This is a genomic window from Bartonella sp. TP, assembly GCF_030406085.1.
Classification (GTDB): Bacteria; Pseudomonadota; Alphaproteobacteria; order Rhizobiales; family Rhizobiaceae; genus CALTWN01.
Genome location: NZ_CP129002.1, coordinates 582,974 through 597,365 on the forward strand (window position 1 = coordinate 582,974; position 14,392 = coordinate 597,365).

Consider the following 14,392-nt stretch of genomic DNA (forward strand, 5'->3'; position numbering starts at 1 on the left):
TCTACAACACCTCTTGTAAAATATCTAAAAGTTCTGGAGTTACCTCTGGCATTACTCCAAACCATTTTTCAAAACCATAAGCTGCTTGTTCTAGCAGCATTACCATACCATTTGCCATTTGTTCAAAACCTAGCTTTTGCGCCTGCTCTAATAATTTTGTTTGAAATGGTACGTATGCTAAATCTATTATACAAATTCTATTGTTAGATTTAGCAATTTTTGGCAAATTTAAAAGCTCTAAAAACTCTGTACTATCATAATTTTGCATTGTACAAGGTGTAGTATTAATAATCATAGCGTAATCAGAACCAATATCCCAATAAGGTATTTGAGATATATTATAACCTATCTCTTGGCTTTCTTTTACTTTTCTACTAGCAATATAAATAAAATAATCTTTGGCAGCTAACACAGAAACTACTGCCTTACTAGTGGCGCCTGAACCTAATACCAGAGCCGAACGACTACGCGCATCAGGTTTAAGTTTTCCTAAACCGTTATAAGCTAATAATTTATGGAAACCATACGCATCACTATTACCAGAAATTATAGCGCCATCCTCCATCCAAAGTAAATTGGCTGCACTAACTGTTGCAGTTGTCTTATCACTAAGATGATAAGCCATTTTCTTAAAAGGCATTGTAACATTACCACCGACAAAACCCTGCTTGGCAAAATTACGCAAAAAATTTGGTGCTTGTGCAATATTCATCGGAAGCGCTTCGTAAGACCCATCTAATTGATATTTTTTTAGCCAATAATTGTGAATAAAAGGCGAAAGCGAATTTTCAATATTGCTGCCTAGTAAAAAAACCCGTTTCATAAATTATACTCCCGTAATATCGCCAATAACTCTAAAAGTGGCAGCCCCATAATGTCAAACATATTACCTTCAATAGCATCAAAAAGATTTATCCCCAAACCTTCAATTTGATAGCATCCAACCGAAAAAATGGTATCCTTATCAATTTGCTGCAAATAGCTTTTGATATCTTGGCTAGTTAAATCACGCATTTTCAAGCTAGAAAGCTTAACTATTTGCCATAAAACCTTGCCAGATTTTACCAAAACCGCCGCACTATGTAAAAAATGGCTTTTACCGCTAAAAGCTGTTAGTCTAATACTAGCTTCAACAATCGATTTTGCCTTATGCACTGGCTTATTTTCAAATTCCAACATTTGGTCACAGCCAATAATATAATCATCTGGATGAGCTTTTGAAACATCCATAGCCTTCGCTATAGCCAATTGCAAAGCTTGCTGCCCTACGGCTAAGCCAGACAATTTTTCATCAAAAGCTCGCTCATCAATATTAGATTTTTTAGCGCAAAATTCTACGCCAGCATTTTTCAACAATTCACAACGTATTTGACTTTGGCTGGCTAAAATCAATTTACTCATATAATATCCCCCCCTAGCTATAGATTTTACGTATAGCCAAAATATTAGTGGCTATTTCTTCTACCGAATGGTTAGTAACATCTATAATAGGTATATTATATTTATCATAAATTTGTTTGGCATACATCATTTCTTTATGAATAAAGCGCCGATCGCTATATTGCTCAATAGCAGCAATACTGCCCAAAGGTCGATTTTTTCTAATAGAGGCTATACGACTTATCCGAGCAATTAACCCAATTTTCAAAGCTGATTCTGCTGCAAAAAAACCTGCAGGCAATTTCATATCTAAGATAATTGGTATATTTGCTGTTTTAAAACCACGATTGGCCAAATATAAACTAGTCGGAGTTTTGGAAGTACGTGAAATACCCAATAAAATTATATCTGCCTCGGCTAAACCACCTGGCAGCTGTCCATCATCATGAGCCAAACTATAATTTAAAGCTTCTTGCCTTTTAAAATACTCTTCATTCAAGACATGTTGTGCGCTAACACGGCGTATTGCCGGAACTTTGAAATAATCTTGAAAAGCTGCAAATATAGGTTCCAACACCGCGCTACAAGGCACAGATAATTGTTGGCAAGCCGCTTCGAGAATTTGCGATAATTCTTGGCTAACCATAGTATATAACACAATACCCTTATTAGCTGCTATATTCTCTATAACTTTAGTCAAGCGTTCACGATTACGCACCATGATATAAATATGCTCATCTACCCTATATTCACTACTATATTGCGCAGCAACCGCTCGGCCAAGCGAGATTAATGTTTCGCCAGTAGCGTCAGAAATAAGATGTAAATTAAAAGCTGTGTCTTGCTTGTGCATAACTATGTATAACTGTGGAAAAGATTAAGATTCTGTTAATAAATTATTAAGCCCATGTATAACTCTAAAAGTTATTAACAAATAATTAACATAAGAAAAACTTATTAACAAGTTGATAATATATCAATAATTTTTTATAACCTATTGCTATAGCTATATTTTTATATTATCTTAACCGCAGCAAATATTTATAAAAAAAAATTATTCGACTTAATCACAGGCTATAATAAAAATAATAATAATATATATATTAATATCTTTTATTATTATATTATCTTTACATGTCCATACTTTTCCAAAAAGCTCGCTCTTCATCCCCCCCTATTTGGCTTATGCGCCAAGCTGGTCGTTATCTACCAGAATATCGTGCTTTGCGTAGCCAGCAAAATAGCTTTCTTGATTTATGCTATAATAGCAAAATAGCTTTTGAAATATCTATACAGCCGATAAAGCGCTTTGATTTTGATGCCGCCATTTTATTTTCTGACATTTTGGTTGTTCCCCATGCTCTAGGTTTTAATCTAGAATTTATCCCAGATTTTGGACCAAAATTACAAAAAATAACATTCAATGAAATAGTTTCGCTTAGTACTAAAGATTTACATTTAAACTTAGCAAAATTACAACCAATCTTTGAAACAGTTTCCATGTTGCGTGAATTTTTACCAGCAAATAAAGATGTTATAGGTTTTTGCGGTGCACCATGGACCGTGGCCAGCTATATGATTGCTGGTAAATCGACCCCAGATCAAGCCCCAGCCCGCTTGTTTTCTATGCAACATAAAAAAGAATTTTTACAGTTGCTTGATCTTCTAACGCAATTTTCTGCGCTTTACCTTATTGAGCAAATTAAAGCTGGTGCTAATTTAATACAAATTTTTGACTCTTGGGCTGGTATCTTGAGCCAAAAAGAATTGCAACAATATTGCATTGAACCTACTGCCAAATTGATTAATTTAGTAAAAAAGCTTTATCCTGATATTCCTATAATAGTTTTTCCTAAAGGAATAGATTCTACAGCAATGTCACTTTATGTTGAGCAAATTTCTATTGACGGCTTAAGCGTAGATTGGCGTGCTGATTTTTCTACGTTAAAAAAGCTACAAGATAAAATAACTATACAGGGCAATTTAGATCCATTATGTTTAATTTCTGGCGGTAAGTCTCTAGAACAGGCAATCGATGAAATATTATTGAATTTAGCAAATAAAGATTTTATTTTTAATCTAGGACATGGTATATTGCCGCAAACGCCACTGGCAAATGTAGAGCTATTGATAAATAAAGTTAGAAATTATAATATATGCTAATAGTAAAATATTATTTGTTGATTAAGTCCTTGCATATGATATTTGTAATTTCTTGGATGGCTGCCCTACTTTACTTACCACGACTTTTTGTTTATCATTGCTCTGCTATTTCTGATTCTAAACAGTCAGAAACGTTTAAAATAATGGAAAAACGCTTGTTTTTCTATATTCTGGTACCGGCCATGCTTGGCTGCGCTATTACAGGATATTTATTGGGTAAATATATTTACGACCTTACTGGTCTTTGGTTACATATAAAATTTTTAGCGGGTTTTTTATTAATAGCGTTTAGTTTGTTTCTGTATTATTCATATAAACAATTTCAAATAAACCAAAATAAGCTAAGCGAAAAAGCTTGGCGAGTTATCAATGAAATTCCTACAATATTAATGATAATTGCAGTTTTTGTAGTTATATTTAAACCCCTATAAGGGATCAAATAATGAACGAGATGGATCTTCAAACTCTAAAAAATAAAAATCCGGTGCAGCTTTTAGCATTTGCAGAAGAGCTTGATGTAGAAAATGCAAGTGTAATGCGTAAGCAAGAACTTATGTTTGCGATTTTAAAAAAATTAGCCTTGCAAGATATAAAGATTATTGGCCGTGGTGTAGTAGAAATTATGCCGGATGGTTTTAGTTTTCTTCGTTCATCAGATGCAAATTATCTACCCGGTCCTGACGATATATATATTTCTCCAACGCAAATACGCAAATTCTCTTTAAAAACTGGAGATACTGTTGAAGGTCCGATAAGAGGGCCAAAAGATGGCGAGCGTTATTTTGCACTCTCAAGAATATCTACAATTAATAATGAAATACCGGAAAAAACTAGACATAAAATCCATTTTGACAATTTAACGCCGCTTTTTCCAAACGAGCGCTTTAAAATGGAAATTGACACTGGTAATAACCGCAATATGTCGGCTCGAGTGATAGATATAGTAGCGCCTTTGGGCAAGGGGCAGCGTTCATTAATAGTAGCGCCACCACGTACTGGTAAAACAGTTTTGCTACAAAATATCGCCCATTCAATTACAGAAAATCACCCTGAATGTTATCTGATAGTTTTGCTAATAGATGAACGTCCAGAAGAAGTAACAGATATGCAGCGCTCAGTAAAGGGCGAGGTTGTGTCTTCTACTTTTGACGAACCAGCCGTTCGACATGTGCAGGTGGCTGAAATGGTTATAGAAAAAGCCAAGCGTATGGTAGAGCAAGGCCGTGATGTTGTAATATTACTAGATTCTATAACGCGTTTGGGTAGGGCATATAATACTGTTATACCTTCTTCTGGCAAGGTGTTAACTGGCGGTGTTGATGCAAATGCATTACAGCGGCCAAAACGTTTTTTTGGGGCTGCTCGTAATATAGAAGAAGGTGGTTCGCTAACTATAATAGCTACTGCCTTGGTAGATACAGGTAGCCGTATGGACGAAGTTATTTTTGAAGAATTCAAAGGTACAGGTAATAGTGAAATAGTATTAGATCGTAAAATTGCCGAGAAGCGAGTTTTTCCTTCTATAGATATTTTAAAATCCGGTACCAGAAAAGAAGATTTGTTGGTAGATCGCCAAGAATTGCAAAAGATTTTTGTGCTACGTCGTATTTTAAATCCAATGGGTATTATGGAAAGCTTAGAATTTTTAGTTGATAAACTAAAGCAAACAAAAAATAATGCTGAATTCTTTGAGTCTATGAATAATAGACAATAAAAATGGAAACTATCTATGCGCTTTCTAGCGGTAGTTTGCCCTGTGCTATAGCTATTATTCGTGTAAGCGGGCCAAATACTCGTAATATAGTACAATCCATCACAGCTAATATAGTTATCAAACCGCGCTATATGCATTATGCTGCACTTAAAACAGCAACAAATGAAATATTAGATTACGGCATGGTTGCTTATTTCCCTGCCCCAAATAGTTTTACTGGCGAAGATTGTGCAGAATTTCATTTACATGGCTCTAAAGCTGTTGTTGCAGCTTTTTTAACAGAACTCAGTTTCTATAAAAATACTAGACAGGCATTTGCAGGTGAATTTTCACGTCGGGCATTTATGAATGGCAAAATAGATTTAGTACAAGCCGAATCCTTGGCCGATCTATTAGAAGCAGAAACAGAAAGTCAGCGTAGATTAAGTATTTTAGGAGCCTCTAAGCAAACCACACAATTATATGCCAATTGGCGGGAGCTTTTGCTAAAAGCCATGGCTTTTATAGAAGCAGAATTAGATTTTAGCACTGAAGAGGATATAGCTGCTTTTGACAATAATAAGATTTGGCAAAATATAGCAGATTTAGCCAAGCAATTAAGAACTCATCTGAGCTTTGTAAAAATCAGTAATATCATGCAAAATGGATTAAAAATTGTTATAATCGGTCCACCGAATGCTGGTAAATCAAGTTTAATCAATAAATTATGCGGTAGAGAATTAGCTATAGTAACGCCACAAGCTGGAACTACTAGGGATGTAATTGAAGGTAAATTAATTTTGCACGGAGTGGAAGTGTTTTTGTTTGACACAGCTGGCTTGCGGGATACAGAGGATGAAATTGAAAAAATTGGTATAAATAAAGCCTTGGATCAATTACAAAATGCAGATATTGTATTTTACATTCACGATGCCACAGGTGAATCTACCGTAAATATTCCAAAAATTAGCGCACCTATTTGGTTTATTAATAATAAAATAGATAAAACTAATATTAACTTACTAAATGTCCCAGAATGTAGCAAGAACTTTGCTATCTCCATTAAAAATGATATAGGTATAGCGCGATTGCGTGAAGCTTTGGAACTATATCTGCTTGAATATTTGCCTAAATATGGTACTATCATTCCAGCTAAGCAACGACATATTGAACTTTTACAAAAAACACTGGATTCTTTGGATCTTGCTATAGCATCAATAGATCTACCTACAGAAATTAGAGCAGAGTATTTACGTATAGCTGCTAGCGATTTAGGTAAGATAATTGGTAAAATCGATGTGGAAAACATTTTAGATATAGTTTTTTCACAATTTTGTATTGGCAAATAAAATGTTTCACGTGAAACATTGGTGAGAATTATGAAACAGGATTTTGATGTTATTGTTATAGGCGGTGGACATGCTGGAGTGGAAGCTGCTGCCTCAGCGTCTCGCGCTGGAGCTAGAGCATTATTAATAACTAATAATCTTAACACTATCGGCGCTATGTCCTGTAATCCTGCAATTGGTGGTATAGGTAAAGGTCAGTTGGTCAAAGAAATTGACGCCTTAGATGGTATTATGGGGCTGGCTGCCGACCATGCGGCCATTCAAATGCGTATTTTAAATAAGCGTAAAGGCTATGCAGTACAGAGTCCACGCACGCAAGCTGACCGTGGTTTATACAAAAATGCCGTGCAAAAGCTTTTGCAAACTATGCCTAATTTAGAAATATTAGCAGGGGAAGTAACAGCTATAATATTTGATGATGAGCAAAAAATAGCTGGTGTAAAATTAGAAAATGATAAAAAAATCACTTGTGCTGCTTTAGTATTGGCAAGCGGTACATTCTTAAATGGTCTTATACATATTGGTTCTGAAAAAACCACAGCAGGCAGGTTTGGCGAAAATGCTAGCACGGATTTAGCAAATGCCATAAGAAAATTAAATTTAAATATTGGTAGATTAAAAACTGGCACCCCGCCTAGGCTTAGTAAAAAAACCACCGATTGGGATAGTCTTGCTAAGCAATCTGCTGATGAAATCTTAGAACCCTTTTCTTTTTTAACTAAAGAAATTGTAAATCCGCAGATAGTTTGTGCTATTACACGTACTAACAACCAAACGCATAAGATTATAACAGAAAATCTTCATAAATCAGCGATGTATAGCGGTGATATCAGTAGTATTGGACCACGTTATTGCCCTTCTATCGAAGATAAAATTGTAAAATTTGGTGAAAGAGATGGACATCAAATATTTTTAGAGCCAGAAGCTATTGATAGTGATGTTATTTATCCAAATGGTATTTCGACCTCTTTACCCCTAGATGTGCAAAAATTGTTGGTACATTCTATTCGTGGATTAGAACATGCTGAATTTTTACAGCCCGGATATGCCATAGAATATGACTATATTGATCCACGTGAGTTGGATTATAGTTTGCAATTACGTAAAATGCCTGGATTTTTCTTGGCTGGACAAATTAACGGTACTACAGGATATGAAGAAGCTGCGGCACAAGGCTTAATTGCTGGTGTGAATGCGGCGCGTTATAGCCAAAAACTAAACCCTGTTTCTCTTTCCCGTACAGAATCTTATATCGGTGTTATGATCGATGATTTAATCAATTATGGTGCTAGCGAACCCTATCGTATGTTTACTTCTCGGGCAGAATTTCGTCTTTATTTGCGTGCTGACAATGCTGATCAACGATTAACGACAATCGGTGAAAGCTGGAATATAATTCGCAGTGAGCGCATTGTAGCTTTTGGGAAGAAAAAAGCTCTGTTGGATCATGGAAGAGCAATTTTAAAATCTCACAAAATTTCTCCAAAGCAAGCAGAAAATTATAATATTCATCTGAATCAAGATGGCACAAAAAGAAGCTTATATGAATTATTAGCTTATAATGAGATAGATATAAAATTATTGCAGAAAATAGTGCCAGAATTAAACGCAATAAATTTGGACATAGCTAGAATCTTAGAAATTGAAGCTAAATATGATGTCTACTTAGCTCGCCAGCAGCATGAAAAAGATATAATAGAGCAAGAGCAAAAATTAAATATTCCAGAAGAATTGAATATAGAGATAATATCCGGTCTTTCAAATGAAATAAAAGCTAAGATAGCAAAATATAAACCTAGAACTATTTATGAAGCTAAGCATATAGAAGCAATGACGCCAGCAGCCTTGGCTGTGTTAATCGCAAACATACAGCGTTATAAAAGAGCTCGGATAAGTGCATAAGCATAAATATGAAACTTTACAGCAAATCATTGGAAATGTTTCACGTGAAACATTTGAAGATTTATTATATTACGAGCAAGAAGTTTTAAAATGGCAAAAACATATAAATCTCATAAGCCCAAATACTGTAAATGACATCTGGAGCCGGCATATATTGGATTCAGCACAATTATATAATTATAGCAAAAATTATGATAATTGCTTAGATATTGGTTCAGGCGGTGGATTTCCCGGGGTTGTTTTGGCTATTCTTAATAAAAAAAAGCCAAAGTTTCACATTACCTTAGTAGAAAAACTAAAGAAAAAAACGTCTTTCCTGCAATATATAATAAGTACATTAGCCCTACCAGCGATAGCTGTCGCGCAAAGAATAGAAAATATAGCGCAACAACAAAAAGCTCAACTTGTAACAGCACGTGCTGTTACACAATTAACGCAGCTGTTTGAGCTTGCCGAGCCGATTTTCGCAAATGGCGCATATGCTTTGTTGCAAAAAGGACAAAATACCGAACAAGAATTAACACAAGCATATAAAAATTGGACATTTGATCTAAAGCAACATATATCTTGTATAGAAGTTAGTTCTATAATATTAGAAATAAGTAATGTTAAAAGAAAATCTATCGCCGATGAATAATTTACGTATAATAGCTGTAGCTAATCAAAAAGGTGGAGTAGGAAAAACTACTACCGTTATAAATCTCGCTACCGCTTTGGCTGCTATAGGCGAAAAAATTCTGATCATAGATATAGATCCGCAAGGCAACGCTTCCACAAGCTTGGGAATTGATCGCAATAATCGGAACCATTCTTCTTATGACGTGTTGGTACATAACAACTCAATAATGCAAGCAGCACGCCACAGCGAAGTGCCTAATTTAGATATAGTGCCATCTACACTTGATTTGTTAGGTGTAGAAATGGAGATAGCTTCGTATGATGACAGGATCCAACGCTTAAAAAAAGCAATTATGAATGATGAAGAGGTAAGAAAATATTATAATTATGTACTCATAGATTGTCCACCTTCTTTAAATTTGCTTACGCTTAATGCCATGGGCGCTGCCGACGCTATATTGGTTCCTATACAATGTGAATTTTTAGCCTTGGAGGGATTAACACAATTATTGGACACGGTAAAAGAGGTGCGTGGTGGCCTTAATCCGCAGCTGAAAATTCAAGGTATAATCTTGACCATGTATGATACTCGTAATAAATTAAGTGAACAGGTTGCCGCGGATGTTCGGCAATTTATGGGTAATAAAGTTTATAAAACAGTTATTCCGCGTAATGTACGTATTTCCGAAGCACCGTCATTTGGAAAACCAGTGCTAATATATGATTTAGCTTGTCCTGGTAGTAAGGCTTATTTAGAGTTAGCAAGCGAAATAATAGCCCAAGAACGCGCTTTGGCATAATTGAAGGAGGCATGGAAGTTGGAAAAAGAAGAATCAAAAAAAAGATTAGGTCGAGGACTCGCTGCGTTAATAGGTAATAATTATAAGCCAGCCGATAGTAACAATAGTTCATATCTTGATGAATTTTTAGAAGGTGAATTTGTACCAATAGAAGATAATTTGGTGCAATATATAGATATAAACCACATAAATCGGAGTACAGAAAATCCACGCCATAATTTTAGTACAGATGAGTTAATGTCTTTGAGCGCTTCAATAGCCGAACACGGGGTTTTGCAGCCAATAATCGTGCGTAAATTAGCGGATAATAATTATCAAATAATTGCTGGAGAGCGGCGCTGGCGCGCGGCAAAAGCAGCAAATCTGGCAATTATTCCAGCAATAATAAAACATGTAGAAGATAGTAAAGCTCTTGAATTAGCTATTGTAGAAAATATACAACGGGCAGATCTTGACCCGGTAGAAGAAGCGCGTGGCTATAAGCAATTGCTTGAGCATTATAATTATACGCAAGAAGATTTGGCAAAAAAATTGGGAAAAAGCCGCCCCTACATTACGAATATGCTAAGGCTACTAACTTTACCGGAAGAAGTGCAGCTCTATCTAGAAACAGGGCAGCTAAATATTGGACAAGCGCGCTGTTTGATCAATTTACCAAATGCCGTTGAATTAGCGAAAAAGATAATTGCCGAGCAACTTTCTGTGCGGCAGGTAGAAGAAATGCTAGCCGAAAAGCCACAGAAAAAGCCAGCACAAGAAAAAGCAAAACCTGAAGAATTAGTAGAGCTAGAAGAGTTTCTAGGCAATGCAACCCAGTTGGAAGTTAAAGTGCAGCAAGGTAAAAAGGGCGGTAAATTAATTTTTAAATATAAAGATTTAGAAGAGTTGACTCATTTCTGCGAACAATTGCAAAGCTAGAGCTGGTCATTTGCTGGCAATAAATGCTTCATTATCAGCGGTATCTGTGATAGGAAAAAAATTATAGTAATTGGCGTTACGTAAAAAACTTTGAAGTTGGCCCAAGCCTGCGTGCTAAAATTTCGCCAGACAATTTCATTAGCTGCGGCCAAAGCAAAAAAGAACCACGCCCAGCGTATGGTTAACTTATGCCAGCCAATATGGTCTAGCTGAAAACTCGCGTCAAAGATATATTCAAGCAATGGCTTTTTAAATAATAATCCAATAAGTAAAGTTAGCCCAAATAAACTATTCACAATAGTTGGCTTAATTTTTATAAATATATCATTGTGAAACCACAGGGTAAGCATGCCAAGTACTATAACAAAAACGCTAGAAACTAAAGGTACGATTGGTACTTGTTTGGTTAATGCCAGCGAAGCGATAAGCGATATGATAATGGCGACAATAAACAAAGCTGTAGCGGGAAAAATTGGCTGGGTAAAATGGGAAAATAAAGGAATATGCTGTATTAGCCACGGCCCCTTGGCATTACTCAGGTAAAATACGGCTAAAGGGCCAATTTCTAAGGCTAATTTTGTAAATGGCGATAATTTACCTTGCGGTAATTTGTTTATCTTCTCTAACATTTTTTCTCCTATGGCATGCTAATGCTATTGGCATAATCAATGGCATTGAAACTATTTAAATCATCAATGGCTTCGCCGACCCCGATATAATAAATAGGCAAAGCAAATTTTTCGCAAATCGCTACTAAAATACCGCCCCTGGCTGTGCCATCTAGCTTGGTCATAACTAATCCAGTTACCGCAGTATTTTGTTGAAAAGCGGCAACTTGGCTTATGGCATTTTGTCCTACTGTGCCGTCTAATACCAGTAAAACACTATGCGGGGCCGCAGGATTTACTTTTTTTAAAACGCGAGTAATTTTAGCCAATTCATTCATCAATTCAGTTTTATTTTGCAATCGTCCCGCTGTGTCAATAAGCAAAATGTCCATTTGTTGTGCAATAGCTTGACTATAAGCTTCGAAACTCAATGATGCTGCATCACCACCAATTTTAGATGAAACTACGGGGATTTCCAACCTTTTTGCCCAGATTGTAAGCTGTTCAATAGCTGCAGCACGAAAAGTGTCGCCTGCTGCGAGCATAATTTTTTTGCCTTGTGTTTTGAATTTTGCGGCTAATTTGCCAATAGTAGTGGTTTTACCAGAACCATTAACTCCAACAAACAAAATAACATGCGGCCCTGCTGTTGTATTGGGCTCAAAATTCTTGGCACATGGTGCAACGATAGCGGCGATTTCGTCGCGCAAGATGGTTCGCACTTCTTGTGCAGAAATGGACTTGTCATAGCGACCTTCAGTAATCTTTGCGAGTATTTTTTGCGTGGCGCTCATGCCGAAATCGGCACTCAGCAATATTTCCTCAAACTCTTCTAGAGTGGTCTCATCTAGCTTTTTGTTTTTAAAAATTCCCGTAATATTGGTGCTTAGCGCAGTAGCAGAGCTTTTTAGCCCGCCTTTGAGCTTATTAGTCCAGTTATTGAATATAGCCACTATTTTACCCCCCCCTATTGTTAAATTAGTAATGAGCTTTTGTCATGAGCAATTATAGTTTTTTGCACAATGGAGCCTGGTATATAATTTAGCTCAGCTGGCAGCTTCACAGGGCTATAATCTTCGCCTCGACCTTTTTGGTTACTTTCTACCAGTATATTTTCGATTTTACCGACTTTACTAGCCAGATGAAGCTGCAAGGCTTGCTCACCTGCGGCGCGTAATTTAGCAGCTCTGGCTTTGATCTTAGCTTTTGCTATTTGAGGCATTTTTGAAGCAGGCACTTGCTCATGCGCGCTAAAGGGAAAAATATGTAAATAGGTAAGGCCGCATTCTTTAATAAGCGCTAGACTATTGTTAAACATTTCTTCTGTCTCGGTCGGAAACCCAGCTATTAAATCCGCACCAAATATTATTTCAGGACGCTTTTCTTTTAATTTAGTGCAAAAAGCAATAGCATCTTCGCGTAAATGCCGCCTTTTCATACGCTTTAAAATTAAATTATCCCCAGCCTGAAGCGAAAGATGTAAATGCGGCATTAGCCTTGGCTCAAAAGCTAGCAATTCAAATAAAAGATCATTGACTTCGATAGAATCTATAGAGGATAAGCGTAAACGCGGTAATTGTGGCACTAATTGTAGAATATTTTGTATCAATATGCCTAAATCGCTTTTAATCGGTAAATCAGCGCCATAGCTGGTTAAATCAACGCCGGTTAATACGATTTCTTTATAGCCTGCAGTGCATAATTGTTCTATTTGTCGAACTACAGCGCCAATAGGCACAGAGCGCGAAGGCCCCCGGCCAAATGGGATAATACAAAAAGTACAACGATGATCACAGCCATTTTGTATCTGTACAAAAGCCCGCGCTTTTCCTTCTACGGAATCTATTAAGTGCGGGGCATGCTCTTGCACCTCCATAATATCATTAACGCGTATTTTTTCATATTTTTGCAAGCCAAAATCTGCTGCAATAGCGTTGTAACTAGCAACCTCCAGTTTTTCTGCATTGCCTAGTACAAAAGATACTTCGGGCATGGTGCTAAAGAGTTCCGGGTTAGTTTGCGCTCCGCAGCCTGTTACAATAATCTTAGCTTTGCTGTTGTTTCGCGCGGCTTTGCGTATTGACTGCTTGGCTTGGCGCAAGGCTTCTTTTGTTACGGCACAAGAGTTAAAAATTATTACCTCATGCTCATCTAGCCCAGCTTGGCTAGCTTTTTGCCGAATTATCTCGGCTTCATAACTGTTTAATCTGCAGCCAAAATTGACTATTTCGGTGGCCATAATTCAAACTCGCCATTATTAATATTAAATTTACCATAAAATTCTAAATCCGCTGCTCCCCCCAATATCACCTCATGCCCAATTTTCCAGTTGGTTTCTAATACACCGCCCAAACAATGTATATAAGCCGAATCGGTGGTCAAACCTTTTTTAATAGCGGCTATTAGGCTAGCACAGGCTGCAGAGCCACATGCTTGAGTTAGTCCGGCGCCACGCTCCCAGGTGTAGAGCTTAATATTATTGCTGTCTTGCATTTTGGCAAAGCTGATATTGCAGCGATTAATAAAAATAGGATGATGTTCAAGCTGTGCGCCTAATGATTTTACTTGATCTAGCTCTGGTAATTTATCTAAAAAAAATACTGCATGTGGATTGCCTATAGAAACCAAAAAGGCTGGCGGCAAGCCTTCATGTAGCATTACAGAGCTGCTATCGTCTATTATATAATTTAGGCCAATCGCCTGGGGCGAAAAATCTGGCTGGCCTAGACTGACAAAAATATTATTTGTATCTTTATATTCACAAACTAAAACTCTATTTTCTGCAAGACAATTTATGCGTTTTTCGCCAGTTTGCTCAAAGAGATATTTGCTAACACAGCGCATGCCATTGCCACAAGCGCCAGCAATTGAGCCATCGGCATTATAAATTTTAATAATATAAGACTCAGCTTGATAAATTACCATCATCTGATCAAATTGCGTAATGTCGTTTTTTGCTAA

15 protein-coding genes are annotated in these 14,392 nt (G+C 36.6%); 8 read left to right on the plus strand and 7 right to left on the minus strand.

Features of this window, described 5'->3' with window-relative positions; all coding sequences use genetic code 11:
• Nucleotide 1 precedes the first annotated feature (1 nt).
• From QVL57_RS02905 to QVL57_RS02915, 3 genes are read right to left on the minus strand one after another with little or no spacing between them, the layout of a single operon-like run.
• Complete coding sequence (locus QVL57_RS02905; RefSeq protein ID WP_290075576.1) at nucleotides 2-823, minus strand: shikimate dehydrogenase; 822 nt, start codon at nucleotides 821-823, stop codon at nucleotides 2-4.
• The gene (locus QVL57_RS02910; protein WP_290075578.1) at nucleotides 820-1,401 is read right to left on the minus strand and encodes a Maf family protein; all 582 of its coding nucleotides are present in this window, start codon (nucleotides 1,399-1,401) and stop codon (nucleotides 820-822) included. The genes QVL57_RS02905 and QVL57_RS02910 overlap by 4 nt, the downstream gene beginning before the upstream one ends.
• 13 nt (nucleotides 1,402-1,414) lie before the next feature.
• Nucleotides 1,415-2,233, minus strand: a complete 819-nt coding sequence (locus tag QVL57_RS02915) for a pyruvate, water dikinase regulatory protein (RefSeq protein ID WP_290075580.1) — start codon at nucleotides 2,231-2,233, stop codon at nucleotides 1,415-1,417.
• A gap of 281 nt (nucleotides 2,234-2,514) precedes the next feature.
• Between QVL57_RS02915 and hemE the strand changes: the two genes are divergently transcribed.
• From hemE to QVL57_RS02955, 8 genes are read left to right on the plus strand one after another with little or no spacing between them, the layout of a single operon-like run.
• Nucleotides 2,515-3,543, plus strand: a complete 1,029-nt coding sequence (gene hemE / locus QVL57_RS02920; RefSeq protein ID WP_290075581.1) for a uroporphyrinogen decarboxylase — start codon at nucleotides 2,515-2,517, stop codon at nucleotides 3,541-3,543.
• Entirely contained in the window at nucleotides 3,537-3,974 is a 438-nt protein-coding gene (locus QVL57_RS02925) for a CopD family protein (protein WP_290075583.1), read from the plus strand. The genes hemE and QVL57_RS02925 overlap by 7 nt, the downstream gene beginning before the upstream one ends.
• Nucleotides 3,975-3,985: 11 nt before the next feature.
• Nucleotides 3,986-5,257, plus strand: a complete 1,272-nt coding sequence (gene rho / locus QVL57_RS02930) for a transcription termination factor Rho (protein WP_290075585.1) — start codon at nucleotides 3,986-3,988, stop codon at nucleotides 5,255-5,257.
• A gap of 2 nt (nucleotides 5,258-5,259) precedes the next feature.
• Nucleotides 5,260-6,585 (plus strand): tRNA uridine-5-carboxymethylaminomethyl(34) synthesis GTPase MnmE, encoded by a 1,326-nt coding sequence (mnmE, locus tag QVL57_RS02935; protein WP_290075588.1) that lies wholly within the window; start codon nucleotides 5,260-5,262, stop codon nucleotides 6,583-6,585.
• Between the two features lie 30 nt (nucleotides 6,586-6,615).
• Nucleotides 6,616-8,487, plus strand: a complete 1,872-nt coding sequence (gene mnmG, locus QVL57_RS02940; protein WP_290075591.1) for a tRNA uridine-5-carboxymethylaminomethyl(34) synthesis enzyme MnmG — start codon at nucleotides 6,616-6,618, stop codon at nucleotides 8,485-8,487.
• A complete protein-coding gene (gene rsmG / locus QVL57_RS02945; RefSeq protein ID WP_290075594.1) occupies nucleotides 8,480-9,124 on the plus strand; it encodes a 16S rRNA (guanine(527)-N(7))-methyltransferase RsmG in 645 nt (214 codons plus the stop codon). The genes mnmG and rsmG overlap by 8 nt, the downstream gene beginning before the upstream one ends.
• A complete protein-coding gene (locus QVL57_RS02950) occupies nucleotides 9,117-9,905 on the plus strand; it encodes a ParA family protein (RefSeq protein ID WP_290077376.1) in 789 nt (262 codons plus the stop codon). The genes rsmG and QVL57_RS02950 overlap by 8 nt, the downstream gene beginning before the upstream one ends.
• Before the next feature lie 18 nt (nucleotides 9,906-9,923).
• Nucleotides 9,924-10,823, plus strand: a complete 900-nt coding sequence (locus QVL57_RS02955; protein ID WP_290075595.1) for a ParB/RepB/Spo0J family partition protein — start codon at nucleotides 9,924-9,926, stop codon at nucleotides 10,821-10,823.
• On the opposite strand, the gene QVL57_RS02960 is transcribed toward QVL57_RS02955, so the two are convergent.
• From QVL57_RS02960 to dapF, 4 genes are all read right to left on the minus strand, one after another.
• Nucleotides 10,820-11,452, minus strand: a complete 633-nt coding sequence (locus QVL57_RS02960; RefSeq protein ID WP_290075597.1) for a septation protein A — start codon at nucleotides 11,450-11,452, stop codon at nucleotides 10,820-10,822. The genes QVL57_RS02955 and QVL57_RS02960 overlap by 4 nt on opposite strands.
• Nucleotides 11,453-11,460: 8 nt before the next feature.
• Nucleotides 11,461-12,384: a signal recognition particle-docking protein FtsY gene (gene ftsY / locus QVL57_RS02965; protein ID WP_290075599.1), complete on the minus strand. Its 924-nt coding sequence runs from the start codon at nucleotides 12,382-12,384 to the stop codon at nucleotides 11,461-11,463.
• A gap of 20 nt (nucleotides 12,385-12,404) precedes the next feature.
• Nucleotides 12,405-13,670, minus strand: coding sequence for a tRNA (N(6)-L-threonylcarbamoyladenosine(37)-C(2))-methylthiotransferase MtaB (gene mtaB, locus QVL57_RS02970; protein WP_290075601.1), 1,266 nt, complete (start codon nucleotides 13,668-13,670; stop codon nucleotides 12,405-12,407).
• Nucleotides 13,655-14,392, minus strand: a 738-nt coding sequence (gene dapF, locus QVL57_RS02975; protein WP_290075604.1) for a diaminopimelate epimerase, incomplete at its 5' end; no start/stop codon positions are given. The genes dapF and mtaB, both read right to left, overlap by 16 nt.

Bases quoted from the DNA above. Each gene is read 5' to 3' on its own strand.
- QVL57_RS02950 (WP_290077376.1), top strand. From the start codon at position 9,117: ATGAATAATTTACGTATAATAGCTGTAGCTAATCAAAAAGGTGGAGTA.
- mnmG (WP_290075591.1), top strand. From the start codon at position 6,616: ATGAAACAGGATTTTGATGTTATTGTTATAGGCGGTGGACATGCTGGA.
- QVL57_RS02905 (WP_290075576.1), bottom strand. From the start codon at position 823: ATGAAACGGGTTTTTTTACTAGGCAGCAATATTGAAAATTCGCTTTCG.
- QVL57_RS02910 (WP_290075578.1), bottom strand. From the start codon at position 1,401: ATGAGTAAATTGATTTTAGCCAGCCAAAGTCAAATACGTTGTGAATTG.
- mtaB (WP_290075601.1), bottom strand. From the start codon at position 13,670: ATGGCCACCGAAATAGTCAATTTTGGCTGCAGATTAAACAGTTATGAA.
- hemE (WP_290075581.1), top strand. From the start codon at position 2,515: ATGTCCATACTTTTCCAAAAAGCTCGCTCTTCATCCCCCCCTATTTGG.
- QVL57_RS02915 (WP_290075580.1), bottom strand. From the start codon at position 2,233: ATGCACAAGCAAGACACAGCTTTTAATTTACATCTTATTTCTGACGCT.
- mnmE (WP_290075588.1), top strand. From the start codon at position 5,260: ATGGAAACTATCTATGCGCTTTCTAGCGGTAGTTTGCCCTGTGCTATA.
- QVL57_RS02925 (WP_290075583.1), top strand. From the start codon at position 3,537: ATGCTAATAGTAAAATATTATTTGTTGATTAAGTCCTTGCATATGATA.
- rho (WP_290075585.1), top strand. From the start codon at position 3,986: ATGAACGAGATGGATCTTCAAACTCTAAAAAATAAAAATCCGGTGCAG.
- QVL57_RS02960 (WP_290075597.1), bottom strand. From the start codon at position 11,452: ATGTTAGAGAAGATAAACAAATTACCGCAAGGTAAATTATCGCCATTT.